The organism is Paenibacillus daejeonensis DSM 15491, assembly GCF_000378385.1.
GTDB lineage: Bacteria > Bacillota > Bacilli > Paenibacillales > Paenibacillaceae > Paenibacillus_D > Paenibacillus_D daejeonensis.
In genome coordinates this window covers 276,863-303,373 of the sequence record NZ_KB899663.1, presented here as the reverse complement: position 1 = coordinate 303,373, position 26,511 = coordinate 276,863, and the positions used below count along the sequence as shown (strand labels likewise).

Annotated in this window: 18 protein-coding genes; 2 read left to right on the top strand and 16 right to left on the bottom strand. The window is 56.5% G+C overall.

Annotation, left to right across the window (positions count from 1 at the left end; all coding sequences use genetic code 11):
• Positions 1-194 precede the first annotated feature (194 nt).
• From F556_RS0116465 to F556_RS0116425, 8 genes are all read right to left on the bottom strand, one after another.
• Complete coding sequence (locus F556_RS0116465; RefSeq protein ID WP_020618081.1) at positions 195-1,211, bottom strand: glycoside hydrolase family 130 protein; 1,017 nt, start codon at positions 1,209-1,211, stop codon at positions 195-197.
• A gap of 671 nt (positions 1,212-1,882) precedes the next feature.
• Positions 1,883-6,319, bottom strand: a complete 4,437-nt coding sequence (locus F556_RS38595) for a chitobiase/beta-hexosaminidase C-terminal domain-containing protein (RefSeq protein WP_157272789.1) — start codon at positions 6,317-6,319, stop codon at positions 1,883-1,885.
• Positions 6,320-6,630: 311 nt separating this feature from the next.
• Positions 6,631-8,394 carry an extracellular solute-binding protein gene (locus F556_RS0116450; protein WP_020618078.1) on the bottom strand — a complete coding sequence of 588 codons (1,764 nt, stop codon included), beginning with the start codon at positions 8,392-8,394 and terminating at the stop codon, positions 6,631-6,633.
• Between the two features lie 90 nt (positions 8,395-8,484).
• Complete coding sequence (locus F556_RS0116445) at positions 8,485-9,372, bottom strand: carbohydrate ABC transporter permease (protein WP_020618077.1); 888 nt, start codon at positions 9,370-9,372, stop codon at positions 8,485-8,487.
• A gap of 27 nt (positions 9,373-9,399) precedes the next feature.
• Positions 9,400-10,365 (bottom strand): ABC transporter permease, encoded by a 966-nt coding sequence (locus F556_RS0116440; RefSeq protein ID WP_020618076.1) that lies wholly within the window; start codon positions 10,363-10,365, stop codon positions 9,400-9,402.
• A 471-nt stretch (positions 10,366-10,836) separates the two neighbouring features.
• The gene (locus F556_RS0116435) at positions 10,837-12,699 is read right to left on the bottom strand and encodes a cache domain-containing sensor histidine kinase (RefSeq protein ID WP_020618075.1); all 1,863 of its coding nucleotides are present in this window, start codon (positions 12,697-12,699) and stop codon (positions 10,837-10,839) included.
• Positions 12,696-14,315: a response regulator gene (locus tag F556_RS0116430; RefSeq protein ID WP_020618074.1), complete on the bottom strand. Its 1,620-nt coding sequence runs from the start codon at positions 14,313-14,315 to the stop codon at positions 12,696-12,698. The genes F556_RS0116435 and F556_RS0116430 overlap by 4 nt, the downstream gene beginning before the upstream one ends.
• Positions 14,303-15,703, bottom strand: a complete 1,401-nt coding sequence (locus F556_RS0116425) for a glycoside hydrolase family 140 protein (protein ID WP_020618073.1) — start codon at positions 15,701-15,703, stop codon at positions 14,303-14,305. Before F556_RS0116425 ends, F556_RS0116430 begins: the two co-directional genes overlap by 13 nt.
• Positions 15,704-15,884: 181 nt before the next feature.
• On the opposite strand from F556_RS0116425, the gene F556_RS0116420 reads away from it, so the two are divergent.
• On the top strand, positions 15,885-17,084 hold the full coding sequence (locus F556_RS0116420; protein ID WP_020618072.1) for an oxalate decarboxylase family bicupin: 1,200 nt from the start codon (positions 15,885-15,887) through the stop codon (positions 17,082-17,084).
• A 9-nt stretch (positions 17,085-17,093) separates the two neighbouring features.
• On the opposite strand, the gene F556_RS0116415 is transcribed toward F556_RS0116420, so the two are convergent.
• Positions 17,094-18,731: a response regulator gene (locus F556_RS0116415; protein ID WP_169447603.1), complete on the bottom strand. Its 1,638-nt coding sequence runs from the start codon at positions 18,729-18,731 to the stop codon at positions 17,094-17,096.
• A gap of 147 nt (positions 18,732-18,878) precedes the next feature.
• On the opposite strand from F556_RS0116415, the gene F556_RS0116410 reads away from it, so the two are divergent.
• Positions 18,879-19,205: a hypothetical protein gene (locus tag F556_RS0116410; RefSeq protein ID WP_020618070.1), complete on the top strand. Its 327-nt coding sequence runs from the start codon at positions 18,879-18,881 to the stop codon at positions 19,203-19,205.
• Positions 19,206-19,347: 142 nt separating this feature from the next.
• Here the strand turns inward: F556_RS0116410 and F556_RS0116405 are convergent, their stop codons facing one another.
• From F556_RS0116405 to F556_RS0116375, 7 genes are all read right to left on the bottom strand, one after another.
• Positions 19,348-19,581, bottom strand: coding sequence for a hypothetical protein (locus F556_RS0116405; RefSeq protein ID WP_020618069.1), 234 nt, complete (start codon positions 19,579-19,581; stop codon positions 19,348-19,350).
• A 616-nt stretch (positions 19,582-20,197) separates the two neighbouring features.
• Positions 20,198-21,217, bottom strand: coding sequence for a phosphotriesterase family protein (locus tag F556_RS0116400; RefSeq protein ID WP_020618068.1), 1,020 nt, complete (start codon positions 21,215-21,217; stop codon positions 20,198-20,200).
• Complete coding sequence (locus F556_RS0116395) at positions 21,198-23,012, bottom strand: L-fucose isomerase (protein WP_020618067.1); 1,815 nt, start codon at positions 23,010-23,012, stop codon at positions 21,198-21,200. Before F556_RS0116395 ends, F556_RS0116400 begins: the two co-directional genes overlap by 20 nt.
• Before the next feature lie 14 nt (positions 23,013-23,026).
• Positions 23,027-23,881 (bottom strand): sugar phosphate isomerase/epimerase family protein, encoded by an 855-nt coding sequence (locus tag F556_RS0116390; protein ID WP_020618066.1) that lies wholly within the window; start codon positions 23,879-23,881, stop codon positions 23,027-23,029.
• A complete protein-coding gene (locus tag F556_RS0116385; protein WP_020618065.1) occupies positions 23,878-24,822 on the bottom strand; it encodes a phosphoglycerate dehydrogenase in 945 nt (314 codons plus the stop codon). Before F556_RS0116385 ends, F556_RS0116390 begins: the two co-directional genes overlap by 4 nt.
• 13 nt (positions 24,823-24,835) lie before the next feature.
• The gene (locus F556_RS0116380) at positions 24,836-25,414 is read right to left on the bottom strand and encodes a glucose-6-phosphate isomerase (RefSeq protein ID WP_020618064.1); all 579 of its coding nucleotides are present in this window, start codon (positions 25,412-25,414) and stop codon (positions 24,836-24,838) included.
• Between the two features lie 17 nt (positions 25,415-25,431).
• Complete coding sequence (locus F556_RS0116375; RefSeq protein ID WP_020618063.1) at positions 25,432-26,379, bottom strand: shikimate dehydrogenase family protein; 948 nt, start codon at positions 26,377-26,379, stop codon at positions 25,432-25,434.
• Positions 26,380-26,511: the final 132 nt, after the last annotated feature.

Below are 26,511 nucleotides of genomic sequence, written 5' to 3'. Positions count from 1 at the left end.
ATACCGGACATTTCTGGCAAGCTATATACCCGAAATTTATGATTATATCCGATATTTTTTAGATTCCAGTTTAAAATTATCTGACATTGGGTTAAAAGTCATGTTTTTAATAGGAAAATATAACTTATTTGATAACGTTTACATATCACAATCAGGAAATCGGGCGCCCGGGCCCGTTCCTTTTTCGCACAGTATTAGGTCGTTGGATCCAGGATATACTCTACCAAATCATCGACTGGCACGGTTGCTAACGCAATTGCGGTGTCAGTCACGCCATAATAGATATAGAGCAGTCCGTCCTTGACGACATTGCCTGTCGGGAAAATAACATTGGGAAGCTGGAATCCGAATTTCTCATAGTATGTCTCCGGCTCCATAAAATAATTATCGGTCCGAGCAATAATTTTTTCGGGATTCTCCAGATCAAGCAGCAGCGCCCCTACACGATAGACCGTATCGTAGTCAACACCGTGATACAACACAAGCCAGCCCTTATCCGTTTTAACAGGAGGCGTGGAGCCGCCGATTTTCTTTTGCTCCCAATCGCCAGCACCGGCTTTGGCCAGCAGCTTCGGCTCTTCCCAGTTGATCAGATCATCGGAGTAGGTAATCCACATCGCTGCTTTCTCAGTTCCGTAAGCTTCACCCACATACTCCTCCGGACGGCGCAGCAGTACGTACTTGCCATTGATCTTCTCCGGGAACAGGATGTTATCGCGGTCGTTAATATCCAGCGGTGTCGTATCGCACAGGAACTCCCAGTTGATCAGGTCCTTGGAGGTCGCAATGCTCGAACGAGTCCGCCAGTGAACATCCTCTTCGCCCCATCCGTCAGGATATTGCGGGAACGAACGCTCCGGAATTCCGGTCCCTGTCGGATAGTAGTTCATGGCACATGGACGCACCGCATAATTCATGTAGAAGGTGTCGTCAATCTTCACGACGCGCGGGTCCTGGACACTGCCATACGGGAAGCCCAGCTCGTCCGGGGTGAGGACTGGCTTATCCGTGACATGTGTGAAATTGACGCCGTCTTCACTTACGAGCAGGCCGAGATAGTTTTTGCATGGTGTGAGTGAGCCTGCTGTCCGTTCGATCATATAGAACTTGCCGTCCTCAATAATAACGGCTGGATTGAATACTGTTGCTTTGCGCCATTCGAATAGACCGGGCACAACGATGGGGTTCTGGGGGTGTCTTGTAATCTGCATAGGGCCTCCTGTTGTGGCTGATAGTAAAATCCTCTTAAATCGTGAACAACCTCTATAATTTAAGTATAAAGAACTAGTTGGGGGCATTCTATCCCACAATCTATCGAAAACGTCCGACAGATTATCGCTTGTGATCTGCCGCGCAAAGTCAGGTTTTTGATACTGTTGAGAATGTAAGGAAAATGTATAACGGATTTTAACGGAATATTTGCGACGTATTCTCTAATTGAACCTGAACTATGCTCTGGCCGCCGCCTGGGCCGCCTGGGTGAATTTCTTAGTTATAGGAATGCACAAAAAAAAGGGGCTATCCAATAAGTCCCCAAACAAAAAGGTTGGACGAGAAACCGTTAGGTATTCCGTCCAACCCTTTTTTGTTTTGAAAATCAACGGAACGAAGCGCGCTGGGGCTCTAACGGACACCATGAGCGTGTCGATTAGAAATTTTGTAACGGTCACCACAGCCGCTATTTCGCCCAAATCGAGTCACTTTGAATTCTAACGGCCACCAGCGCAGTTATTGGAGGGTTTTTGAGGCTCCAGCGGTCTGTTTGGCCACAATAGGCGCATATATGGCCGTTAGAAATGATGAGCTACCTTTTCAGGGCAAATAAGCGTATATATGGCCGTTAGAGCAGAAGTGATGTTCGTCTGCTGTCGATAACTTCTATTTACTGGACGGTCACCTTGATGACCTGGCTGGTAGTGATACCAGCCGCATTGCTTAGCTCGGCTGTGTATTCATAGATGCCTGGCGCGCGTCCACTCACAGCAGTAGCTGCTAATTGCGCTCGCGGGGTGGCAGCAGTCAGCTGCTGCGTATCAATCAACGTTCCGTTCTCATAGAGCTTGTAGGTCGTAGCATTGGTTCCCCACCACAGATTCATCGTCACCGTATATTCGCCATCCCGGTCCCAGTTATTGTGGGAGAGCACAGGCTTGCCCGGCGAAGCATCGCTTACCGTGACGGTGTGCTGACCGCAGGCTGATATCCCGTGACGGTTCTCCAGCTCACAGGTGTACACATACGTCCCATTTACACGTCCGACAATATCAGTCGTCGCTCGCTGAGCAGCGGGCGTAGCCGGACTCAGCTTAATGGTATCGATGAGTTCTCCGTTCTCATACAAACGATAGGTGCTCGCATTGTCGCCCCACCACAGATTCATCGTAATCGTGTAATCACCATCTCTTAGACCCGTATCATGACCGTTGTTATCCGACAGCTGTGCCCGGCCGGGCTTGCCCGTCGCACCGTCAGTTGGTTCAGGCTCTGGTTCAGGCTCCGGTTCCGGTTCCGTTTGCTGTACCTGCTCCAGCACCACTTCATCAATAAAGGCAGTTCGGTCCCCTCCCACGCCAACCGCGGCAAAGGTGATCGTATGCTGGCCGCTACTGGCTGTAAAGGTGTCCGTCTCATACGGCTCGAACCCTGCTGCAGCCGGGTTGAACGTGCCGATGACCGTACCATTGAAGCGCACCTCCACCGTCTGCTGACCGCCGAAGCTGCGGCCGGCTGCCTGGAAGCCGATCTTGTACGTGCCAGCCGTGAAGCGCACGCTCTGCGCAATAACGGCCTGCGCCTCATTCTTGGTCTGCAACAGAGCGGTCTGCACGCCTTCCGGCGCAGCAGGCGCACCGAAGGCCGAGCCATTCCGCTGCACACCTGCGGTCGGCGTGAAGGTCCAGCCATGAGTCATGGGACCGTTGCGCACACTGTTCGTGGCTGGGGTCTCAAAGCCGCCGTTAGCCAGCACCGGCACATAGGGCGCCAAATCTGCTCTGGCAGCAATAAGTGCCGCCAGGGCCGTGTCCAGCTCGGCCTGGGAGGCGCCGCCCTGGGTCAGCAACGCCCGCGCATCATCCAGTGCCTGCGTAAGCGCCACCCATGTGGTGGCGGCATAATCATCTGCCGCCAGCTGCTCGCCTTCAATCTCGGTTACTTTGGCTTGCAGCGCAGTCGAGTCAGCATCAGCCTCGACGATATGCACTTGCACATCATCCACAAAGGCCGTATTATCGCCTGTGGTTGTCGTCGCCTGGAAGCGGACCGTATGCTTGCCCGGTGCCGCGATCTCGAATACATCGGTACGGTAAGACTTGAACGCTAGGGAATCGGGCGTATAGGAACCGATAACCGTGTCCCCAAGCAGTACATCAAAGGCCTGCTGGCCGCCAAAATCCCGTTTGGCCGCCTCAAAGGTTAACCGGAAGCTGCCCGCCGGGAAGCTGAGCTCCTGCTGGAATGCGCCAGCCACACCGCCGTTGGTCTGGAGCAGCGCCGTCTGCACACCTTCCGGCGCATTCGCTGCACCAAAGGCCGAGCCATTCCGCTGCACGCCTGCATTGCTGCTGAAGCTCCAGCCATCGGTCAGCGGTCCAGGCCGCACACCCCAGGAGACTGTGATCTCCGGTGATTCAAAGCCGCTGTTCAGGAAAGCCGGTGGCTGCGGAGCCTGCGGCAGTCCGATTTTGACCTGATCAATAAAGGCTGTATTGTCACCGGTGTCCGATGTGGCTACGAAGGCAATCGTATGCACACCGCCCGTTGTCTCAAAGCTCGCTGTAGAAAACGAGGTGTACACTCCCGAAGGGGCAAACGAACCGATTACGGTATCGTCGAAGAGCACATCAAAGGTCTGCTGGCCGCCGAAGCTCGTTCGGTTCGCCGCCATGAAGCTGACCGCATACGTGCCTGGCTTGAAGTTGATCTTCTGGCTGATTACGCCATTGATCCCGCTATCCGTCTTCAGGAAGGCGGCCTGACGCCCTGCTGGCTGGTGTGGCGGCTCAAAAGCATTGACCGCTGTCAACACGCCTGCCCGCTCATTGAATGACCAGCCGTTGGTCATCGGTCCCTGTCGGACTGTGCTGACCTCGGGCTTCTCAAACCCAGCATTATAGAATGTAATGAGCGGCAGCTCATCTGGAATATCATGCGAATAGAAGCAGCGCTTGGCCGCATTGGGGTTGGGATCGCCGAACACGTCGTTGGAGCAAGCTGTGCCGCCCGTCAACAGGGCATAGTTGAACAATCCATCCGCCCCATAGGCAACCACCGCTTCGCCTTCAAAATCGCAATAGCCATTCTCATACGTACAGAAGCTGTAGCCGTCCGGCGCATTGCTGATGTCTTGGATCCGGTAGTAGGCCCGGGTCACCCCCGAATCTGCCAGTCCCGGCTTGACGGCAATGGCCTGGAACAACTGGACCGTGCCATTGGTTAGAATGACCGGCTTGGTGTAGCGTTCCGAGTCGGTAGTTGGCGTCGTGCCGTCAATCGTGTAATAAATGTCGGCATCCGGTGTGGTGGTCGTTACCGTCACAGCCTCTGCCGAAGGGTAGACACCGTACGGGAGACTGAAGACCGGCGCATCCACCCGCTCTGCGGTTTGCCGCGGATTAACAGTGACCAGGGCCACATTATAGGCCTCTGGATGGGACGCGCTCGCGGCCATGATAGCCACCCGCTTTTGCGTGCTCACATCCGGTGCGGTGTACAAGCCCGCTGCATCAATGGTGCTGTTGTGATCGCCGACGACGCTCCACGTGATTTCGCCGCTACCGTCAATGATTTCTGCGGACATCTGTAGCGTATCCGCCCCGTTCACCACAGGCTCGATCTGATCGATCTTTACTTGCGTGTGAGCAGCTTCAGTCGTATAGATGATGACACTGTAATCGTCATCAATGGTCGCATCTGTGAACGAGGATGAGGCCGAGAAGCTCCCCGAGGCTGGCGCCAGCAGGGCATTGCCTTCGCGCAGCACATCGTCCTGGTAGACATGCTTGGTGAAGGTCTTGCCGATCGCGGTATCGCCGAAGTCAAAGGTCAACTCCTTCGCCTCGCCCGCCTTGCTCTCCACCAGTAGGGTATAGTCGCCGCTTGCGGTGCGGAACGCTGCCGCCCGCACGTCAGGCGAGCCGCTCTCCACAGCAAGCACGTCACTGTGCGCCGGCACATAACGGGACAGCAAGCCGGCGGAATAGTAGGTACGCTTCGGTGTCAGACCCTGAATGATGGAGTCCCACATCGTATAGTTGCCGTTCGTGTCCCCGTCCGGATCATTGAGCCAGACGCCGTGCAGCTGCCAGACGAGAGCGGACTTGAGGCCTTCATTGGCCGCCCGGATCACATGGTTGGCGAACCCGGCATCCCAGCCACTCATATCGTCGGCAGACCAGCCGAACTCGGTCATGTGGATCGGCTTGTCGCCGACGGCGTTGCGCCGCTCCGCAATGACTTGTCCGAGCTCCTCGTGGGAGGAGCCGTAGACGTGAAAGCTGTAGCCATCAATATGCTCGTCGGCATAGTCATGCATGAACGCGGTCCAAGCCGGGGCTCCTGTCTCCTCCGGTGCCCAGATTTCGATGCGGTCCCGCATATTGTCGGTCTCGAGCTGCTCACTCACCCGGATCAGCATATCAGCGTAGTACTGCATCTCGTAGGCCTGCGTTCCACCCGTCTCATAATCCCAGTTGCCATTGGGCTCATTGTAGAACGTCAGATACTTGATATTGTCGTACCCGCGGTTGTCGATCAGCTCCTGCAGCGTAGCGGAGGCTGTACGAGCAAAAGCATCCAGATCCGCCGGAGCGCTGATATACGGATCCACCCCAGGGATGCCGAACCAGTCGTGGATGGCGCTGCCGTTTTTCCAGCCGAAGTTGAACTCAATCTCGGTTCCGGCTTCTTTCAGCGCATCCAAATAGGGGTAAAACGCTTTCATTTTGTCGCTGTCCCAAGTATAAACCCCCTTCTCAGGCTCCACCCAGTCGACTTGAAACCAGACCCTGGCGACCTTGGGACGAATCGTGCGGATGCGCTTGCGATCGATCTCCCAGTGCGGCTGCTCGTAGCCGTAACCGGTCGAGAGCGGCATCAGGTTACCCGGGATGATATTCACGCCAACGCCGAGAAAATTCTCGTTAATGACTGTATCTGTATCAATATTAATCGTATAGGCACCACTTGCTTCCTCTGCCGAGGCGCTCGGCATAACTACGTCGCCAGGCGGCAGTGCCAGCGTAGCGAGTAAGGCAATGGAGCTGGCCATAGCCGTCAACCGTTTGGTCGTCTTGAACATGGATTCAATCCTCTCCTTCATGGACGATGATTTGGCAGTTCTCGTGTAAATCGCTTCGGCCCTTTGACCGTCAGACACCCCCTCATGCTTATCTGCTTGCGCTTGAAGCCCTGTGCGGCAACTTCCTTTCCTGATGTAATTGGCCCTCTTTCAGCATAATGGATTTCCAGTGCTGAGCCATGAATGATCTAACGAATCCCTTGAACGATTCCCTGCGTCCCGCTTGGCAGCTTGAACGATTTTGAGATGGGCTTGCCTTGTCTTGGGTGCATAAAAAAAAGACGATGCAGGAGTTCCCTGACATCGTCTTTTTTGCAACTTATCGTGCAGGCTTATTTCACGCCAGCTGCTTCTTTGGCAGCCGTATAGGCCGCTGTATAGTACTCGGTAATTTTCTCTGCGCCTGCATCCGTAAATGCCTTGATCGCGTCTTGCTTGTTCTTCTCGAACTCCGCCTCATTCTTGGAGAGGATAATCCGTGCCGCATGACGAGCGCCGAGCTCCTTGAGCTGGGCTTCGATCTTGGTCAGCTCTTCATCCAGAATCGGGGTCACAATTGTCGCCCGGGCCACAATCTCATCGTCGCTGAGGCCCTGATAAGGCGTGCTGAAATCATTATATGTGCCCGCTTCTACGAGTTTTTGCACCACTTCACCAGGATAGGATGCGCCAAAGTGTTCGCTGAAGTCTTTTTCGAGGGCAGTCACGTTCTTCGCCAATGCATCGACGGTCGTGAACAGATCGACAGGCGTACCTGTGGCAGGGTCCTCAGCGCTCGAACCCAGGCCAATCAGGTTGCGGTCCAGTGCGATGCCTGTGGATTCCCATGCGGCTCCGCCCTCGGTTTTGAGTGCAAACGTCTCGTCTTTCAATACCGGCTTGCCGTCTACCATTTCCCAATGCTCGCCTTCGATACCGCTGTACATAGAGCGTGCACCTTCATACGAGTACAGGTAGTTCAGGAACTCCATCGCTTTCTCCGGGTTCTTCGAGCTCTTGGAGATCGCATAGCTCTTGTCCGCCCAGCCCAGTGGCCCAACGCCGCCGCTCCACAGCAGCTTGCCGGCCGGGATGACGACATACCCGTTGCCATCCTTGGCATTCTGCGAATTAAAGTCGCCCATAGCCCAGGTTGCCGGTCCGACGACGAATTGCCCTGCGGTTGCTTTGGCCAGATAGTCATTGTGCTTCATGGTCAGCGCATCCGGGTCGAGCAAGCCGCGCAGATGAGCCTGATTGTAGAAGTCCATTGCCTTCCAGAATGAGGACGTCTCATTGGTCAGGAAATTAATGTAGTTGTCTGCCCCTTCTTCCTTCACCATAATGTCGGTGTTGGCAGCGAGCTGCTGGGTGTCAAATACGAACGGAATGTTGTACGGCCACAGACCCCAGTCCTGCCACATGGACACGCCATAGATTTTCTTGCCGTCCTCGGTGGTCGGATGCTTCTCGACAATCTGCTCCAAGACATTCAGGAGATCATCCGAGTTCTTGATTTCAGGCGTGCCGATTTCTTTATAGTATTCCCAACGGATCGTCGGGCCGATCGTCATTGTCTTGGCAACCGGGCTCGGCTTGGCTTGAACCTGTGGCGGCAGGAAGAAAACCTTGCCCTGCCCGGCACTCCAGTTCTGCTTGCCATACTCGATTACGCCTGGCACATTGGCAGTAATGTCGCCGCCATGCTCAGCCAACAGGTCATCCATCGGAATAATCAGGTTGCCGTCGATGAGCTGCTTGGCATATTTATTCGGGTCAGCGCGGACAATGTCCGGCAGATCGCCGCCAGCAAGCATCACGTTGAATTTGTTGTCATCCGCTTCGACGTATTCGATTTTGACGCCGACTTTGCGGGCGATCTCCTGTGCAATCGCGCTATCAGGATACGTGTTCCATTTGGTACCTGGCTCGACAACCAATACGCGCAGTGTAGTGAGCTCCTGCGGCGTTTCTGCGCCTGTGTTCTCGGTGCCTGGCGTCTCGGTGGTTCCCGTGTTCGGCGCATTGTTGGTGTTGTTGCCAGAGCAAGCGGACGCCAGCATGGCCAGGATCAGCATCATCATTGCGGCAGATCGTTTGAGCCCTCTTTTTCTCATTCGTGTAACCTCCCATGGATACTATCATCGTATATAATTATCAGCGCGTTGCCCAGTCTTTTCTCCGGACGCCGGGCTGGATAATTCTGCCTAACCCTTGACCGCACCCATCATAATGCCTTTGACGAAGAAGCGCTGCAGCAGCGGGTACACCAGAACGATCGGTAAAGTGACGAGCATCGTAATCGTCATGCGGATCGACTGTGGCGTCATCGTGCGCGCCTCCGCATTTTGCGTCATTTCCTGCGTCGTCATGTTGGCGATACTGTTGGACTGATTGAGGAAGTTGTACAGTACCAGCTGCAGCGTCTGCAGCTTCGGATCCTCGACAAGAAAGAAGTTATCGAACCAGGTGTTCCATTGCGCTACTGCAGCGAACACCGCGATGGTCGCGATAATTGGCATCGACAGCGGGAAGATGATGCGGGTGAAAATGGTGAAGTACCCTGCGCCGTCGATCTTCGCTGATTCTTCCAGCGACTGCGGCAGCTGCTCAATGAACGTCTTGATCAGGATGACATAGAACCCGGTCAATGCGGTCGGCAGGATATAGAGCAGGAAGTTATTTTGCAGCCCGTATGCCCGCATCGTCAGATACCACGGAATGAAGCCCGCATTGAAATACATCGTAATCAGCACGAACCGGTAAATCAGCCGGCGCAGCGGCATCTCGTGCTTGGTAATCAAGTAGGCGAAGAACGAACAGCTCAGCACCGTGATAATGGTACCCAGCACCGTCCGCATCAGCGATACCAGCGCCGCATCCGGCAGCCCCCGCAGGCCAATCGTCGTCTTGTAGCTCTCCAGGGAGAAGCCGGCTGGCCAGAGGTAGACCCCCTTCTGCGCTTCGAACGAATCACTGATGGAATAAATGAAGATATAATAGAACGGATAAATGGTTACGATGACCAGCAGCGACAGGAACAGATAATTGGCGACGCTGAACATCATATCGGGAACGGACATTTTTCTGACCATGACTTGCTCACTCCTTCTCCTGGCTCATCAGATGATGCTCTCGCCTCTTATGCGTTTGGACAGTCCGTTGACCATGAACAGCAGCAAGACGCTGATGACGGACTTGAAGATTCCGACCGCTGTCGAATACGGGTAATCCCGCAGGACCAGACCGAGACGGTACACATACAGATCCAGCACCTCGATACGATCGGCGACCATGACGTTGGTGAAGACCAGGTATTGCTCAAAGCCTGCCGAGAGCAGGTTACTGATGGACAGCAAGAGCAGAACAAGGAACGTCGGCATAATGCTTGGAATGGTGATGTGCCAAATGCTGCGGAAGCGACCGGCGCCATCCACCTTGGCGGCATCGTACTGCTCGCTGTCGATGCTGACGATTGCAGCCAGATAAATAATGGCGCTCCAGCCGACCGTCTTCCAGACCAGCAGCATCGTCTGTACCGACCAGACACGGTCGGAGTTACCGAGAATATTCAGCGGCTCGTTGATAATGCCCAGATTCATGAGAATCTGATTGAGCGCTCCCTCCGAGCTGAGCATACTGAACGCCAGAGAGAACACGATGATCCAACTGATGTAGTTGGGCAGTGTCGATGTCGTCTGGACGAGCCGTTTGAACCATTCGACCTTGACCTCGGAGACCAGGATGGCCAGAATCAGAGGCAGCGGTGCTGTCAGAATCGCCAGGAAGCTAAGTGCCAGCGTATTGGTGAGTACCCGCAGCATCTCGGGATCCGAGAGCATCGCCCGGAACGTTGCCAGACCGGTGAATTCCGCCTGCGAGAGCGGGATGCCGGGCCGGTAATCGAAGAAGGCGTAGATCCACCCGAAGAGCGGGACGTAGTGAAAGGCAAAGGCAAGCAGAACAAACGGGATGGCCATCAGCAGCAGCTTGATGCCGTCTCGCCGAAAGGTGCCGGTTTTGCGGCGTTTAACCTTCGGAGCCGCTTTGGCCGGGGATTGCTTTTTGGTTTCGTAGGCTGTCTCCATCGCTTGACTCCTCTTCTTGGTGCTGATTTATACTCTCATCTTACTGCCCCGGCCCACTCCATAAAATGAACGATCTACCGATCCAATTGAATAATCTATCTCTGACTTGCAGCGTCCCGCAGCATGTTGAACGATTTTGCGATTTGCTTGAACTCCTCACTGCTGTCCTCCCGGTTAACGGCCATATATACGCTTATTTTCCCTAAAAAGGGAGCTCATCATTTCTAACGGCCATATATGCGCCTATTGTGGCCAAACAGACCACTGTAGGCTCGAAACCCCTCCAATAACTGCGCTGGTGGCCGTTAGAATTCAAAGTGACTCGATTTGGGCGAAATAGCGGCTGTGGTGTCCGTTAGCGTCCCAGCATGTGTCGTTCCGCTGATTGTTTACAACAAAAAAGGGTGGACGGAGAACCTATGGTTTCTCGTGCACCCTTTTTATTGGGGACTCATGGGACAGGCCTTTTGGTTACGGCCGGTTCACCGTCTCGTCCTTGCGGAGCGCCGGCAGGCGGACCACGACCTCGGCGCCCTGCTCGCGGGGCTCGAAGCGCAGGCCGTAGGCATCGCCGAAGTACAAACGGATGCGCTTGTTGACATTGTGCAGGCCGATGCCGCTGCCGCTGGAGCCGCTGACTACCGTGTCGCCGCCCGTCTCAGCCGCATCACGACGCTCCCCTGCATCCAGCCTGCGGTTCAATTCCTCCAGCTGATCATCCGAGAGGCCAGCGCCGGAGTCAATGACACTGATCCGCAGCAGACCGCCCTCGCTTACCGTGCGAATGCGGATGCGGATGGCGTATTCCGCCCCCTGCTTGGCGGCGGAGATGGCATTCTCCACCAGCGGCTGCAGGATAAAACGCGGCACCTGGCAATCCAGATGGTCATCCGCCACTTCCAACTCGAACTCCACACTGTTGTTGAAGCGCCAGTTGATGATTTTGACGTAATTCTCCAGATATTTGAGCTCGTCCGCCAGCGTGCACATGGCATCCTTACTCGTGAAGGCCGGGCGCAAAATATTGCCGAGCGCGACTACGCTGTTGACGATATTGTCTGCCTTGATCATCGAAGCCATCCAACGGATCATATTCAGCGTATTGTACAAAAAGTGGGGATTAATCTGGTACTGCAGCGCCTCAATCTCCAGCTCCCGCTTCTGCTCCTGCATCGCATTATTCTTCTCCACCAGATCCACGATCCCGAGCGACATCTCATTGAACCGGCGGATCACGGTCCCCAGCTCATTGTCCGGTACCTCATCGAAGGTAACGCCAAGCTCGCCCCGGCCCATATCCTTCATCTTGTCGGAGAGGTCAAGCAGCGGCCGAGTCATCTTCTTAAGCCAGACATAAGTGGTGGCAAAAATAACACAGAGGCTGATCAGGAAGACCAGAATCATCATCCGCTGAATGCTGTATACCTGTTCTCGGAACAGACTGAGCGGCACCTCTTTCATCGCATACCAGCCTGCGTCCTGCAGCTTGTAATAAACGATCTGTACCGGCGTCGGCTCGCCCGTTGCATCATAACTGCCGTAATCTCCGGCCTCCCCCTGCTCCTGCGGCAGATAAGGGCTTGCGGTGCCCACCCGCTCCGGCCGGCTGCTGGAGACGATCATGCCGTCGTCGTTGACTATATACATGTCGCCGTCCTCCGTATCGAGCGAGCTGGCATAGATGGAGGCAAAATACCGCTCGTCCACATTGAAGATAAGCGTCGCCGATACGCGCGGGTCGTAAATTGCCCGGGTGCCGCGCATCATCGAGATGACGGTACCGCCGGTCTCGGCGGTTTTGTACGGATTATAAAAGGACTCATGGAAGGCCCCCTCCACAATCAGCTTGGGATACTCAGCCTGCGAACGAAGATAAGCCTCAGAGGTGAAGAAACGCTCCTTCCACTCGGCATCCGAATGCACCAGCGTGGTCATTCCCGTGCCGCCTGCCACGCCCTGGTTCTCCGCCGTCAGGTAGATGGAATGCACATAGCTGTAGTTGTCGATGAACGTAGCAATGCGAGCATGCAGACTATTCTTGTAATCAAGAAACTCCAGCTCGCTCTTGTCCCTCAGATTAACCAGCAGATCCTGCATCTCATCGTCCCGCAGAAACAGACTGGAGAGCCGGTCGACATCATTGATCAAGCTATGAACATTGTGATCGAGCTGTTGGAACTGCTGGTATAGAAACCGCTCGTTCTGGTCTCGGATCATGTCCTGCATGTACGAGTAGATATAGTAAGAAGCCGCCAGCAGCACCAGCAGGCTCGTTACCATAAAGCTGATAATCAGTTGCGTGCGCAGGCTTTGGAACCGGCCGAGTTTCTTCATCGCGGGCTCCCCGTTCCTGATAGCCACTGCCTGCGGTATTCATTGGGGCCCAGCCCCGTTACCTTCTTGAACACCTTGCTGAAGTACGTATACTCCGGCGAGAAGCCCACCTGTACCGCGATGTCATACGACTTCAGCTGGGAGCCGGTGAGCAGCTCCTTGGCCCGTTCAATCCGGTAGCGGTTCAGATAATCGACAAAAGAGATTTGCAGCTCCTTTTTGAACAGATTGCTCAGATAGCTCACTGATAAATTCACATGATCTGCTACCATCTGAAGACTGATATTCTGCGTGTAATGCTGCTTGATGTATTGAATCGCCTTCGTAATCTCACCGCTCATATGCAGCTGACTGTGCGACTGCTCGGCCAGCTCACTGGCGTAGCCGCTTATCAGCTCCAGCATATCCGGCAGCGTATCGGACTGCTCCAGTTGCTCCGTTATGCTAACCAGCAGCGCCTTCTCCCCCGGCACATTGTCGTACAACGCAGTGCCTAGCCATTGGGTGAGCTGGAGCAGTACGATTTCGAGCGGCTTGCGCGGACCTTCCAGACCACCTTCGAGACTGTCAATGTAATGGGCATATTCCTGCTGCTTCATCGGAGAGAGCAGACGGAGAAGAGGCTCATGCATCCGCAGCTCGGACAGCAGATCGGTGACCCGCTCCGCTGAGGGCTGGCGGTCCGGCCAGTGCAGCTGGCCGATGCCAGTAAGGAACTTGCCTTCAAGCGCCTGCTGCGCCTGGGCATAGAGCTTGGGCAGCTGGCGGTAGCCGCCCAGCACGCCGCTGATCCCGAAGCTGACCGAGCCGTTAAAATACGTACGGATCGTTGCGGCGATATGGTGCAGCACGACCTGCAGCTCCTGCTGGATCGCCTGCTCTGACGGCAGATCACCGAAGCTCAGCAGCAGCAAATAATGCTTCTCATCGAGATGAAATACCTCCCCGCGCTTGTGTCCCTGGGTAAGCTCAGCAAGGAGGTTCATGAGCGTCATCTGAATCAGATGGCCCTGCTCGTCCTTGAACTTGGCCTTGAGCTGGGGATAGCGATCCATCTCCATGATAACAGCCGTCAATCGGCTGGGCTCCAGACGCAGACCATGACGCTTGACGAATGCTCCGAATTCTTCACTCGAGAAGATGCCGTAATACATAAAGTCCTTGAGCATCTTTTCCTTCAGCAACGTCAGATTGGCCGTCGAGAGCTCCTGCTCCTCCGCCGTTGCCGGACGCTCCTGCTGTCTAAGCTCCGCCGCCACCTCCTCCAGCACGCCGCCAATTTCCTCCTCCGTCATGGTCAGCTTGACGATGTAGTTGGATACACCGAGCGCCAGCGCTTTGCGGGCCAGATCGAACTCCTCCATGCAAGAGAGCACGATGATCCGCGTCTCCTTGTCCTGCTTGCGGATATGGGCGATCAGCTCCATGCCGTCCATACGCGGCATCCGGATATCCGTAATAATCACATCCGGACGCTCGCGCTCGTAGAGCTCCCAAGCCGCTTGCCCGTCGGGCAGATCAGCGATGACCTCCATGCCGTAACGGCTCCAATCCACGGAGTTTTTCAGACCAATGCGGACCAGCATCTCATCCTCGACAATGATTACTTTGTACATTCGCCATCCTCCCTCCGCAGACAGAGTATCCAATCTTGTCCCCGACCGCTGGTAGGCGCATAGAAGCGCACTGTGCCGTTAGCGGCATGCTGCCCCGTCTCTGACCAGCTGCCATCGCGCGGGTCATACCAGGACGCCTGAATCACTCCGCTGCCGAGACGATCCAGCCTGGCATCAACATACAGACCTTGGGGGCTGTAGATGAGCGCTTCGCTACCGCAGCGTGCGGCGACGCAATAGGCTGCACCCTCCAGATTGGCTGCCAGCAGCTCCTGATCCGGCTTCAAGTGGGGCCAGACCTGGCGTTCCAGCAGCTTGCGCAGATGACGCATCTGCTCGGCCCCTGGCCGCAGCAGCGCTTCCTTCCAAGACATAATGAAGTACACGCCCGGCTCGTCAAACGCCACCGAAGCATACAGGCCATCGCTCATCGGCCAGACCGAGTGATGGCCGTACGTATGGCCAAACGCGCCGGAGAGCATCGCATAATAGGCGGCTCGGCGCACATCGGCCTCGTCAAAATAGCCGTTCTCCGGTCGGAAAGCGACGGGATGATCCTCGTAGCAGGGCTCGGCATCCAGCACCGGACGTACCGGCGTTAGCGAGTAATCCCTCTCTATCCGACGGTAGTTGGTAATCTCGGCTTCCCCATGACCTGACTGAATCATATGAAAGTCCACCCATGGGCGATCATGCACATGATCAGCTGAAGAGGCAGCCCCCGGCGGATGGAATGACATCAGATGACTCCCTCCGTCCCCTTCCTTCAATCCGGCAGCCATGGCATCTACAATCGCGCAGTGCTGCTCGCTCTCCAGTGGACGATCGCCGCCCAGCACCCAGATCACATTCGTCTGACTGCGGTATCGTTCGCCCAGCCAATTCCCATAGTAAGCGGCATTCTCTGGCGCGAACACTTCCGGACCAAGCCCCCACTTGCGGTTGAATTTATCTCCCCATGTCGGCAGCAATGCGATGTAGAGCCCCCGCTCGGCCGCCAGAGAGACGATGGCATCGACATGATCCCAATAGGAATACGGTCCGTCCGTGTCAGGAATGAGCAGGCTGGGCGCAGCATGGGATCCAGTCTCTTGCGCATCAACGTCTTCCGTCTCCTGGGTGGTGGTAGCGCTCTCAACTATTTGAAACGGCAGCCTCCCATAAGCGTTAGGTGTCTGAAGGCCGTCCAGCTCAGCAAGCGCCACCGCCTGGATGACGGTGAAGCCCTGCTCGGCCCGGATATCGAGATAGACCTGCGCCTCCTCGCGGGTCAGCTTGTGGAATAGCTCCCACGCTGTATCACCCAACCAGAAAAAGGCTGAACCGTCTGCCCGCTCCAGATATCGTCCGCACCGGCTCACCGCCAGCGGCTGCACTGCTTGTGTCATTGGGATCCCCCGTTCTCGTGTGATTGCCTCCATTATACGAAGGGTTCCGGCAAGGCGGCAATAATCCAATTTCAACCCGGCTTGACTTTTGTCTACCTGCCCACGGGGTATAGGTCAAGTCCGCCGCTTCATAGGTATGGTTGTATGGTTGAAAGTGACAGTACAGAGAGGAGCAAATCGAATGGATAGCAACCATCGCAATCCGCAATCCGCCAGCCCGATCCCCCAGCCTATCCGCAGCGATGGTGCAGGCGGCGTGGACCGGGGGCCACGGGACATTATGCGCGACCGCCAAAACCCTAATCTGCTTGTCCCTCCCCAGACGGATGCAGGTCTTATCCCCAACCTCCGCTATTCGTTCTCGGACGCGCACATGCAGCTCAATCACGGCGGCTGGTCCCGCGAAATTACCGTGCGTGAGCTGCCCATCGCAAAAACGCTCGCCGGTGTCAACATGAGCCTTACGCCGGGGGGCGTCCGCGAGCTTCATTGGCACCAGCAAGCGGAATGGGCGTACATGCTGATTGGACGGGCAAGAATTACGGCGGTGGACCAGTACGGGCGCAATTTCATCGCCGATGTCGGACCTGGCGATCTATGGTATTTTCCCCCAGGTATTCCGCACTCTATTCAAGGGCTGGAGGAGGGCTGTGAGTTTCTGCTCGTCTTCGATGACGGCAGCTTCTCCGATCTGAACACGCTGTCGCTCTCCGATTGGTTCGCCCATACACCGCCAGAGGTGCTCTCGGCGAACTTTGGCGTGCCTCAGGAAGCCTTCCGAGATATACCGAGCGAGCAGGTGTACATCTATCAGGACAAGATACCCGGTCCGATCGAAACCCAGCGGGTCGAGTCGCCATATGGATCGGTGCCGCTGGGCTTCACGCACAGGTTGCTGGCGCAGCCGCCTCTGCGAACACCAGGTGGCAGCGTCCGGATCGTCGACTCTACCAACTTCCCGATCTCCCGAACAATTGCGGCTGCGCTTGTCGAGATTCAACCCGGGGCGATGCGGGAGCTGCACTGGCATCCCAATAATGACGAATGGCAATATTATCTGACCGGCCAGGCGCGGATGACCGTCTTCGGCGGCGATGGCTCGGCGCGGACGTTCGATTACCGGGCAGGTGACGTCGGTTATGTGCCGTTTGCGCAAGGGCATTATGTACAGAACACCGGTTCAGAGACCGTCTGGTTCCTCGAGATGTTCAAAAGCGACCGCTTCCAGGATGTCTCGCTCAACCAGTGGCTGGCGCTGACCCCGTCCGAGCTGGTTGGCAGCAATCTGCATATCGGAGCGGACGTGCTCGACAAGCTGCGCAAGGTCAAATGGCCGGTTGTTACCTATCCAGGGTTCGAGTATGATCCCAGCAAGCAGTGATTCAGCGGTCTACTTCCAGCTATCCCGATACTGCTGTGGGGAAATGCCGGTGTATTTGCGGAAGAAGCGGGTAAAATACGCCGGCGACTCGAAGCCGACCTCTCGCGTAATATCCTGAATCAGCTGCTCCGAGCCGGACAACAGCTGCTTGGCCCGCTCCAGCTTCATCTCCAGAATATGCTCGGTCAGGTTGTGACCAGTGAGCTGCTTGTACACCCGGGATAGGTATACCGGGCTGAGCGACACCACCTCGCCAAGCCGGACCAGTGACAGATCCCCATCCAGATGCTGCTGTACATACGCATGAATGGTCGCGATCAGCTGCTCCTCCTGCTTCTGCTGGCTCTCCTCGCGCACCGAATGCAGCCATTCCGCCAGCTCGGCGAGATACACTGTTGCCTCCTCCCAGGAGTGATGGGCGTCGTAACGCGTCAAGCGGTCATAATCCTCCCGCTCCGCTGCCTTCTCCTCCAGCCGCTGCGCATCCACGAAGCCAAGCACCAGATGCACCAGACCATAATAGACAAGCTTGCGCAGCGCGGGGTAGAGCTCCGATGCTTCCCGGACGCCGGCCATTAGATCATAATAGCGTGCCAGATAGATCGTTGTCTCACCGCTGTACAGCAGCTCGCCGAGCCGATCCAGCTCGCGCCGCCAGCTATGCCTCAGTTGCTCTGCGTTGGGAATATCCGGCTGCCGCTCGGCCACCATCAGCAGGTCCTCCCCCAAGCTGCTCCGTCCGCGGCTGTATTGCAGCTTCAGATGCTCGAAGCGCTCGCTTACACGCGGCCAAGGAACGGCTTCCTGATCCGAAGCCATGCGCAGCGATCGCTTGAGCAGCTGACGGCAGGTCGACTGCACGGTCTCGAGACTGCCATGGACCAGGCGGATCAGCCTCTCCCAGACAGCCGCTTCGGCAGCAGCGCCCTCTGGCGGATCTTCCGGCTGAATGAACCAGATCATGCGGTCTCGCTCCAGAGCACAACAGTAGACCCGGGCTTCGCGGCCAAGAATTTCTTGCGATATGTTCTGGGCGGCAAAGCGCATCAGGGAGCGCGAGGCCAGGTCCTCCTCCCCCATCTCTGATCCACCGAGTTCACCATACAGCAGCAGGACTGGCTGTTCCGCCGTCAGCGGCAGCTGCCACTCCGAGAAGCCGGCTGCGAGCCGGTCGATAGAGGTGTCTGCCGTCTGATCCAGCAAGCTGAGCATATATTCGCGCTGCAGCACCGGCCGCATCGCGTGCAGCTGCTGCTCTGCCCGGCGCAGCGCATCGCCGGAGCGGCTCTGTTGCTCCAGGCTCGCAATTGCTTTCTCGACCGCTTCGAGGATGGTATCCTCTCCCTCCGTCTTGAGCAAATAATCGACGGCATCGAGCTTCATCGCGCTCTTAATATATTCGAAGTCGGTATAGCCCGTAAGAAAAATAACCCGGCAATGCGGCCATAACCGGGCTATCTGCCGCTGCAGCTCCAATCCGTCCATCCCGGGCATGGCAATGTCCGACATGACAATATCGATCTTCATGCCTTCCATCCAAGCGATAGCCTCTTGTGCCGAATAGGCACCATATATCTCCAGACGGTCATGCTCCCGGGCCCGCAGCAGCTCCGTCAGTCCATCTACGTGATAATGCTCATCATCCACCACCAGCAGCTTGTACAGGCGAATTCCTCCCTCGATCAGCGTTTCTATAATTGTACCAAAATCAATTTTTTTTGAAAAAGGGTTCCATCATACACTAATCCGAGTATAATACTAGGTATAACACTTGCAGAGAGGAAGATTACGGATATGATTTCACACCACACCACAATTGCACGCAACTGGACGGATGATTATCTGGATCTGCTCAACTATGCAAGCCAGATCGGTGATCAAGCCTGGTACAACGAATTGCTGGCCAAACTGCAGGATCGGGAATCACATGTGAAGGAAGAAGTTCACCTCGCCACTCGTGAGCAGCTTTGGCGCTCCTTTGACGAAATCAACCGCAAGATGCTGGCCTTGTACAAGCAAGTTCATACCAGTCATGAGGATTTGAAACAACGTTTGTTGGAGCAGATTCTGGAATTGAAATCCGAGCGGGTCAAAATCGGCTTGGCCTTGCGGAAAGGTTAATGTGTAGAAACACACAGTTTGGGGAAACTCACCAATCGGGGAAAATGCGCATAAAAAAATCAGGCATGCAGTGGTCTGCTCCGCCTGATGAATACGCCTGCCGAATCGCCCGGCAGAATAAGAACGAATCACGCAGCATCGATTACATCGAAGTTTGTTTCATCTCACTCATCATATTCATCATCATCGTCATCTTCTCGTCGCACTCCTGCATTTTGGACATCATCATCTCCATGTCCATACCTTCCATATTCATGGACTTCATACAATCCATCATCATCTGCATGGAGTTCATCTTGCACATCATTTCCTCCATACACATGTTCATCATCATCATCATGTTCATGTTCATCATCATGTTCATGTCCTTTTCCATGATTCCATCTCCTCCCAAATTTAAGTCTTCCTCAGGATACTACAGCTTGTCCCAAAACTCAATGTTTTTATTGACTTTTATGATAGTCTGATGTATAATAAGCATTTTCCTATAGGATAGATAGGAATAGACAGCTATAGAGCTGTGCGGGAAGGAAGGTCGGCGCCAGACGCTCCATCACTCGGCAGGCGCTCCAAGTAAACTTTCTTGCTTTACAGCGCCCGCACGCACCCTTCCCAGCGCTCCAAGTAAACTTTCTTGCCTTACAGCGTCCCGTACGCACCCTTCCCAGCGCTCCAAGTAAACTTTCTTTCGCTACAGCGTCCGTACGCACCCTTCCCAGCGCTCCAAGTAAACTTTCTTTCGTTACAGCGTCCCGTCACACCATTTCCAGCGTTCCAAATAAACTTTCTTTCGTTACAGCGTCCCGTACGCATCATGTCCAGCGCTCCAAGTAAACTTTTTTTCGTTACAGCGTCCCGCACGCACCATTCCCTGTGCTCCAAGTAAACTTTCTTGCCTTACAGCGTCCTGTACGTACCCTTCCCAGCGGTCCAAGTAAACTTCTTGCCTTGCAGCCTACAAGCAGCCTCCTCACTTGAATGTTAGCTTGTGTTCAGCGCGAAGTTCTCCATGCAAAGGCTTGCGCGGGATTCAGCTCCATGAGTCGCAGCAGCTGATCCGCCGTTGCCCCAGCAGCCGCCAGCAGCGGCAGGAACCGCTCGCGGAGATGGCAGAGACCGATCTCACCGCCGTATGCGCGCAGCCGGGCCCGGGTCGTATCCAGGCCGAGCAGCAACCGGGACGCCGCACCCTCCGCCAGCATGGCGGCGATCCATGTCGCCTCGGCCTCATCGCTATGATACTTGAACCGCCCGATTGTATCATACTCCAGGTAGAAGCCTTCGCTCACCAGTGCCAGATGCGCCTCCCGCTGCTCCAGCCTCCGGTCGAGATGGCAGAGGATGACCCGCTCTGCCGGCACCCCGCACGCCCGATAATAGGCGGCCATCCAGCGCGCCTGCGCCAGTGACTCCGTATGGCACATGATGGGGGCACCGGTCGCCAATGACGCCCGGGCAGCGGCAGCGAACCAGCGCTTGTTCGGATCGGCCATCCGCTCGTCGTCGACCGCCGTCTTGATCTGCCCGGCGCGGGCGCTGATTTGACCATCCAGGGGCAGCTCGGCCCCCTGGTCAGTGCCTGTATACATACCAGCCGTCAGCTCGGAGATGAAGAGGCTGGATAACTCCTCCTCGCTGGCCCGATGGATCCAATGTTGCGGAGAATACATCGCCAGCTTGTGAAACCCCGTCGAGGCAATGACGTGGACGCCCGCAGCTTGGGAGACGGCGACCAGCTCCCGCTCCATACGCCCGCAGCCAAGCGGCTGGGCATCAACAATCGCCGAGCCGCCAATCGCTTTGTAGTCGCTCAGCTCCTGTAGACTCTTGCCATATTCGTCGAACCACAGGTCCGGGTTCAAGCGCCGAGGCGCGCCGTCCGCCAGGAAGAGATGCTCATGGCTGTGGCAGAATCCGAGCTCGGCTGGCGTGATGTCGCCGCCGACAGTGCGGATGAATGTCGTCAAGGCCGTCTCGGCTGGCAAGGATGACTTAGCCATACAGCGGTCCATAGATCGCGCACGCCCGGTAATCGGCGCCCTCGGGGTCCTTGGTACCGAAGGCTGTCCAAGCGCTTGGCCGCAGGAGTTGCTTACTGCCCACATTGTGCATGTTTACCGGAATACGCAGAATACTCGCCAGCGTGATCAGGTCCGCTCCGATATGGCCGTAGCTGATCGCGCAGTGATTGGAGCCCCAGGTTTCCATAACAGTGTACACCTCGTCGAATACCGGATCGCCCGGAATGAGGCGTGGCGCAAACCACGTGGTCGGCCAGGTCGGGGTCGTGCGCAGATCAAGCCGATCATGGACGTCCCCGGGCAGCTCCACCGTATACCCCTCTGCCAGCTGCAGCACCGGCCCGAGACCGTCCACAAGGTTGATCCGCGAGATCGTTACCGGCATGCCGCCGCGGGTGAGGTAATCGGTAGAGTAGCCCCCGCCTGCGAACTGGTCCATATACGTTGGCCGCCATGAGACGGCGTCCAGGCAGCGCTGCACCTCACTGTCGGAGATTTCCCAATGCGGCTTCAACACCGGCTGGCCGTCTCGCTGCTGCTCGCCCGTTCCGTCCAAGGCAGCCGGACCGGAGTTAATCAGATGCAGGATACCGCCAGCAGCAGGGCCTTCCAGCCGATGCCCGCTTACTCGCTCCACCGCTTCCGGGCTCCAGTACGTCCGGACGTCTGCGAAGATTTGTGCCGTATGCGTCAGATAATGGCTGAACAGCATCGTCACGGCGTTCAGGTTATCATTCTCTGTTGCTACAATGTACGGCGCACGCCGCCCATTCCAGTCAAAGGAGCTGTTCAATACGGCCTCCAGAAAATCCGCGCTCGGCCTGTGATCCGTCCATTCGCGTTGGCCCTGGAAGCCTGCGGCGATTGCACGATAGCCGTACGCTTCCTCTTCATAGCCCAGCTCGGCCAGCTTCGGATTGCCAATCATCAGATCGCGGACAATCAGCGTCATCTGTACCACGGTCTCCCAATTGCGGGCTTTCTGCTCCGCTTCGATCTGTACCTCCTGAGGATTAGGATCTGCCCCTTCCCTGCAGTTGGCCTGCACCCAGGCAAGTGCCCGCTCATATTCTTCCTGATCATAGATGCCGCGCTCCAGCCGTCTGGACACCTCGGTCATATCCACGTAGGCATTCTTCATCCCGAGATAGCGCTGGAAAAATGCCTCGTCAACGATGCAGCCTGCGATCCCCATCGACACCGAGCCGATGGACAGATAGGTACGTCCGCGCAGCAGCGCCGCCGCCAGGGCCGCCCTTGTGAAGCGCAGCAGCTTCTCGCTGACATCCTCCGGCATCTCACGCTCCTCAAGATCCTGGACATGGCGGCCATAGATTTTGAAGGCAGGCAGCCCCTTCTGGTTATGGGCCGCATGAAGGGCTGCCAGATAGACCGCTCCCGGCCGCTCGGTGCCATTGAAGCCCCAGATGGCGTGCGGCAGCCGGCTGTCGACCTCCATCGTCTCCAGCGGATAGCACCAGCCTGCCGCTACTGTAACGATTGCGCCTACCCCCTCCCTTGCAAATCGATCCGCGCACTCCGCCGCCTCCTGCATGCCCGAGATACAGATGTCGTACACGAGACACTCGACAGGTGAGCCATCAGGATAGCGAAGATGTTCCGTAATGACCTGGGCCGCCCGGTGAGCCAGCTCCATCGTCATCTCCCGCAGTGCCGCCTTGACCAGCTTGCGCCGATCAATGATCGGCCGAATCCCTACCTTCGGGAAGCCGCCGGCATATCTTCGCTCCTCTATCCTATCTGCACCGTTTGTCAGATTGCTCACTTATTTCTCCCCCTTCATCGAGCTCCCAGCCCGTGCTTCTTCATCATGCCGCGAATGAAGGCCACGCCTTCCTCAACCAGCGTATCGCCGCTTGGCGCCAGCTGACGCCACACCCACGTGTTCATGTTGTCTGTCACATCAACGAACGACTCCAGCGCCGCATACCCGCGATAATCCAACTGGGCCAGTGCGCGGAACAGCGCATCCCAATCCACCAAGCCCGTGCCAGGGATGCCACGGTCATTCTCGCACAGGTGGTAATGGATCAAGTCGCTTCCTGCGGCAAGGGTGGCTTCCTCAAAGCTTTTCTCTTCGATGTTCATATGGTAGGTGTCCAGATGAATACGGATATTGGGCTCGTCAATCATCGACTTCAATTGAAGGGCCTGCTCGCAGGTGTTAACCAGATTGGACTCATACCGATTCACGGGCTCCAGTCCAATCTGTACACCATGGGCGGCGGCCAGGCGGGCCGCCTCCCGCAGTCCCTCAGCCGCCCACGTCCATTCCTGCTCCGTTGGTCTGCGATTGGCTGGCTTCACATGCTCGGCGTACACCACGCCTGAGAAGCTGGTCGCGCCGATCGCCGCTGTCGCCTCCACACAGGCTTTGAGATAGTCGATCCCGCGCCGCCTCACCTCAGGATCGGGGCTTGTGATGTCCGTCCCGCGCAGCAGGACGGTGGAAGTGACAGCCTCCATCCCGGTCGCCAGCAGCCGCTCGCGCACAGCGCGGCTATCCCACGTATCCAGTGTCATCAGCGGCAGTTCAATAAAATCCAAGGTCAGCGACTGGGCCCGGTCGATCAAATCTAGCGTCTCATTGCTCCACTGCGAGCACCAGGCGTAAGCATGTATGCCAAGCTTCATCCGTGCTTCACCTCACTTAAATAATCAAGAATATGACGGGCCGCCAGATGGCCCATATTATCAATGGCCTGTACTGTCGAGGCAGCGCAGTGCGAGCCGATCACGAGATTGTCGAGTGTCAGCAGCTCTGGCCGCGCGGGCGGCTCCTGTTCGAACACGTCTAGACCAGCACCCCAAATTTTTTGCTGCTGCAGTGCTTCTAGCAGTGCCTCCTCATCGATCAGACCGCCTCGTGCAGTGTTGATCAAGACCGCGCTCTGGCGCATGCTTCCCAACTGCTCCCTGCCAATGAGATGACGGGTGTCGCCGGTCAGCGGTACATGCAGCGACACGAAATCCGCTTGTGCCAACAGCTCATCCAGTGTATCGGCGTAGCGTACCGCATGCTGTGCTGCGAAGGTCTCATCGCGGTAGGCGTCAAACGCAATAATTTGCATGCCGAAGCCGCCTGCCCGACGCACGACCGCTTTGCCGATCTGGCCCAATCCGACGAGACCGAGCGTACGACCGCTCACATCGATCGTGGTCTGCTTGCGCCAATCGAGGCTGCGGCAGCCGCTGTCAATCGGGACGATCCGGCGGGCGGCGGCCAGCATCAGCCCGAATGTATAGTCTGCGACCGCTTCTGTATTGGCGCCGGGCGTAGTCAGGACGGGAATTCCCCGTTCGGCCGCCGCTTGCAGGTCGATGTTATCGGTGCCGACGCCATATTTGACGATGAGCCGCAGCTGTTCCGCTGCCTGTAGGACGTCCCGATCCAACGGATCAACCCCGACGACGATTGCGTGTACGCCTTGAATCGCTTCCCTCATCTCTTCCTTAGTCAGAATGCGGCCGTGCGGGTTCAGGCGGACCTCACAGCCAGCCTGGCGCAGCAGCTCAATCGGTTCAGTGCTGTGCTTGCCGTAGGACCTCGGCGTCACCAATACGATGGTTGACATGGTTGACCGCCTCCTAGGCCCATTTTGGATTCGTTATGATGGCTGGTTGGCCGTCCCGTTCGATAACAATGTTACGGAAGCCCTTGGACTCGATGGTTCCATAATCATGTCCTGCATCGGCACGGAAGGTGTAGAAGGTAATGAGCGGCTCATGGCCTGTATTAATACTGCGGTGCGCGTACCGACCCGGTACATAGACCGCCCGTCCCGGCGTGAATGGCTCTGCCGCCCAGTCGCCCTCCGGACTCTCCATCAGCATTAGCCCCTGCCCGCCAATACAGTAGTACACCTCTGCCGTATCGAGAATGGTATGAAAATGCCCCTTGGTCATGTAATACTCGTTGCCCACTTTGCCCGGATAGACGATACTCGTGCCAAAAGCCAGGTTGCCCGGCGATTCCGGGATGCCGAGCTCATGAAATTCATACAGCAAGGAGTCAGCTTGCGCCAGTTGATTGGCGTAGGCTGTATCGTCGGCATACATGCCTCGCATCTGCGACAGCATCCGCTTCAGCGACGGCTTGGTATCCGAGAGGCCGTTGTTGAGACTGAAATATATGGAAAAGGGAGACATGTCGTTGGATATGTTCATCGGTACTGTTGCTCCTTTCACTTGGCCGCCCGCTGCAGCTGCAATGCGATGTCTTCCAGCTGCCGGAATGTCGGCTCATCGATGGTCAGTTGGAAGACGTCCTGAATCACCTGTGTCCAGCCGTGCAGGAAGTATACCCACCCGTCCTCGACATGCAGCCCACGTGTTGCTTGTTGGCTCCGCGCCTGATGCATGAATTTCAAGTCGCCCCGGTAATTAAGCTCCCAGACCAGACTGTCTGCCGGAAACAGCGCGTCATCGGACAGCGGCGAGCCCGGCCGGTCCTTGCCCAGTCCAGTAGCATTGATAATCAGCGAATGGGGCGGGATCTCGTGGAGGACACGATCATTGTCTTCGGGTTGCGGGCACAGTTCGTAGCGGAACGGCACCTCCGTGTCGATCCGACTCAGCAGCTCCTGCGCGGAATCCAGTCGCGGCTGGCTGCGGTTGCTGAGCGTGATGCGGGAAGGCACATCCGTCCCGTGCTCCTGACGCGTCAGGTAGGAGGAGATCGCCAGTGCACTGCCACCCGCTCCCATGATGAAGGCTTCCCCACCTGCTTGCCAGAAGCCAGGCGGGATAAAGGCCTCCATGGACAAGCCGCTGGAGATTGGGTCCTTAGCGCTGCCGACCAGTTTGCCGTCCCGCTTGCTGATCGAGGAGAGCTCCTCGAACATCACTGCATAGGGGTCCAGCTCATCGAACAGATCGCGCGCAGCCCGGAACAAGTCGATCTTGTGCGTAGTCACCAGCGCCCCCAGCGCCAGCGGATCGTCCTTGATCTGCCGTACCGCCTGGCGGTAAGCCTCCGGCTCCGCATGGATGGCAATGTCCATCCCCTTGATCTGTGCATCCCCCAGTCCCAGGGCCTCCGCCCATAGCGGGAACAGCTTCATAATGGAGGATTGACCAGTCGTGACGCCGATAAAATAAAACGTAGGCCTCGTATTGCGCTCCAGTTGCATGATGCACCTGCTTTCTTTCAATTGTGTGTCGTTGAATGGTAACTGCCGCTACAGTGCTTATCGCCTTACATATATGGTTTTTCTTGCCGCGCGCCGCTCCCAGCGCACCAGGGTCCGGCGGCAAATGGCGGC

What these genes read in the sequence shown, in the direction of transcription:
- F556_RS0116465 (WP_020618081.1), bottom strand. Translation starts at nt 1,211, where the DNA reads ATGCAGATTACAAGACACCCCCAGAACCCCATCGTTGTGCCCGGTCTA.
- F556_RS38595 (WP_157272789.1), bottom strand. Translation starts at nt 6,319, where the DNA reads ATGAAGGAGAGGATTGAATCCATGTTCAAGACGACCAAACGGTTGACG.
- F556_RS0116450 (WP_020618078.1), bottom strand. Translation starts at nt 8,394, where the DNA reads ATGAGAAAAAGAGGGCTCAAACGATCTGCCGCAATGATGATGCTGATC.
- F556_RS0116445 (WP_020618077.1), bottom strand. Translation starts at nt 9,372, where the DNA reads ATGGTCAGAAAAATGTCCGTTCCCGATATGATGTTCAGCGTCGCCAAT.
- F556_RS0116440 (WP_020618076.1), bottom strand. Translation starts at nt 10,365, where the DNA reads ATGGAGACAGCCTACGAAACCAAAAAGCAATCCCCGGCCAAAGCGGCT.
- F556_RS0116435 (WP_020618075.1), bottom strand. Translation starts at nt 12,699, where the DNA reads ATGAAGAAACTCGGCCGGTTCCAAAGCCTGCGCACGCAACTGATTATC.
- F556_RS0116430 (WP_020618074.1), bottom strand. Translation starts at nt 14,315, where the DNA reads ATGTACAAAGTAATCATTGTCGAGGATGAGATGCTGGTCCGCATTGGT.
- F556_RS0116425 (WP_020618073.1), bottom strand. Translation starts at nt 15,703, where the DNA reads ATGACACAAGCAGTGCAGCCGCTGGCGGTGAGCCGGTGCGGACGATAT.
- F556_RS0116420 (WP_020618072.1), top strand. Translation starts at nt 15,885, where the DNA reads ATGGATAGCAACCATCGCAATCCGCAATCCGCCAGCCCGATCCCCCAG.
- F556_RS0116410 (WP_020618070.1), top strand. Translation starts at nt 18,879, where the DNA reads ATGATTTCACACCACACCACAATTGCACGCAACTGGACGGATGATTAT.
- F556_RS0116405 (WP_020618069.1), bottom strand. Translation starts at nt 19,581, where the DNA reads ATGGAAAAGGACATGAACATGATGATGAACATGAACATGATGATGATG.
- F556_RS0116400 (WP_020618068.1), bottom strand. Translation starts at nt 21,217, where the DNA reads ATGGACCGCTGTATGGCTAAGTCATCCTTGCCAGCCGAGACGGCCTTG.
- F556_RS0116390 (WP_020618066.1), bottom strand. Translation starts at nt 23,881, where the DNA reads ATGAAGCTTGGCATACATGCTTACGCCTGGTGCTCGCAGTGGAGCAAT.
- F556_RS0116385 (WP_020618065.1), bottom strand. Translation starts at nt 24,822, where the DNA reads ATGTCAACCATCGTATTGGTGACGCCGAGGTCCTACGGCAAGCACAGC.
- F556_RS0116380 (WP_020618064.1), bottom strand. Translation starts at nt 25,414, where the DNA reads ATGAACATATCCAACGACATGTCTCCCTTTTCCATATATTTCAGTCTC.
- F556_RS0116375 (WP_020618063.1), bottom strand. Translation starts at nt 26,379, where the DNA reads ATGCAACTGGAGCGCAATACGAGGCCTACGTTTTATTTTATCGGCGTC.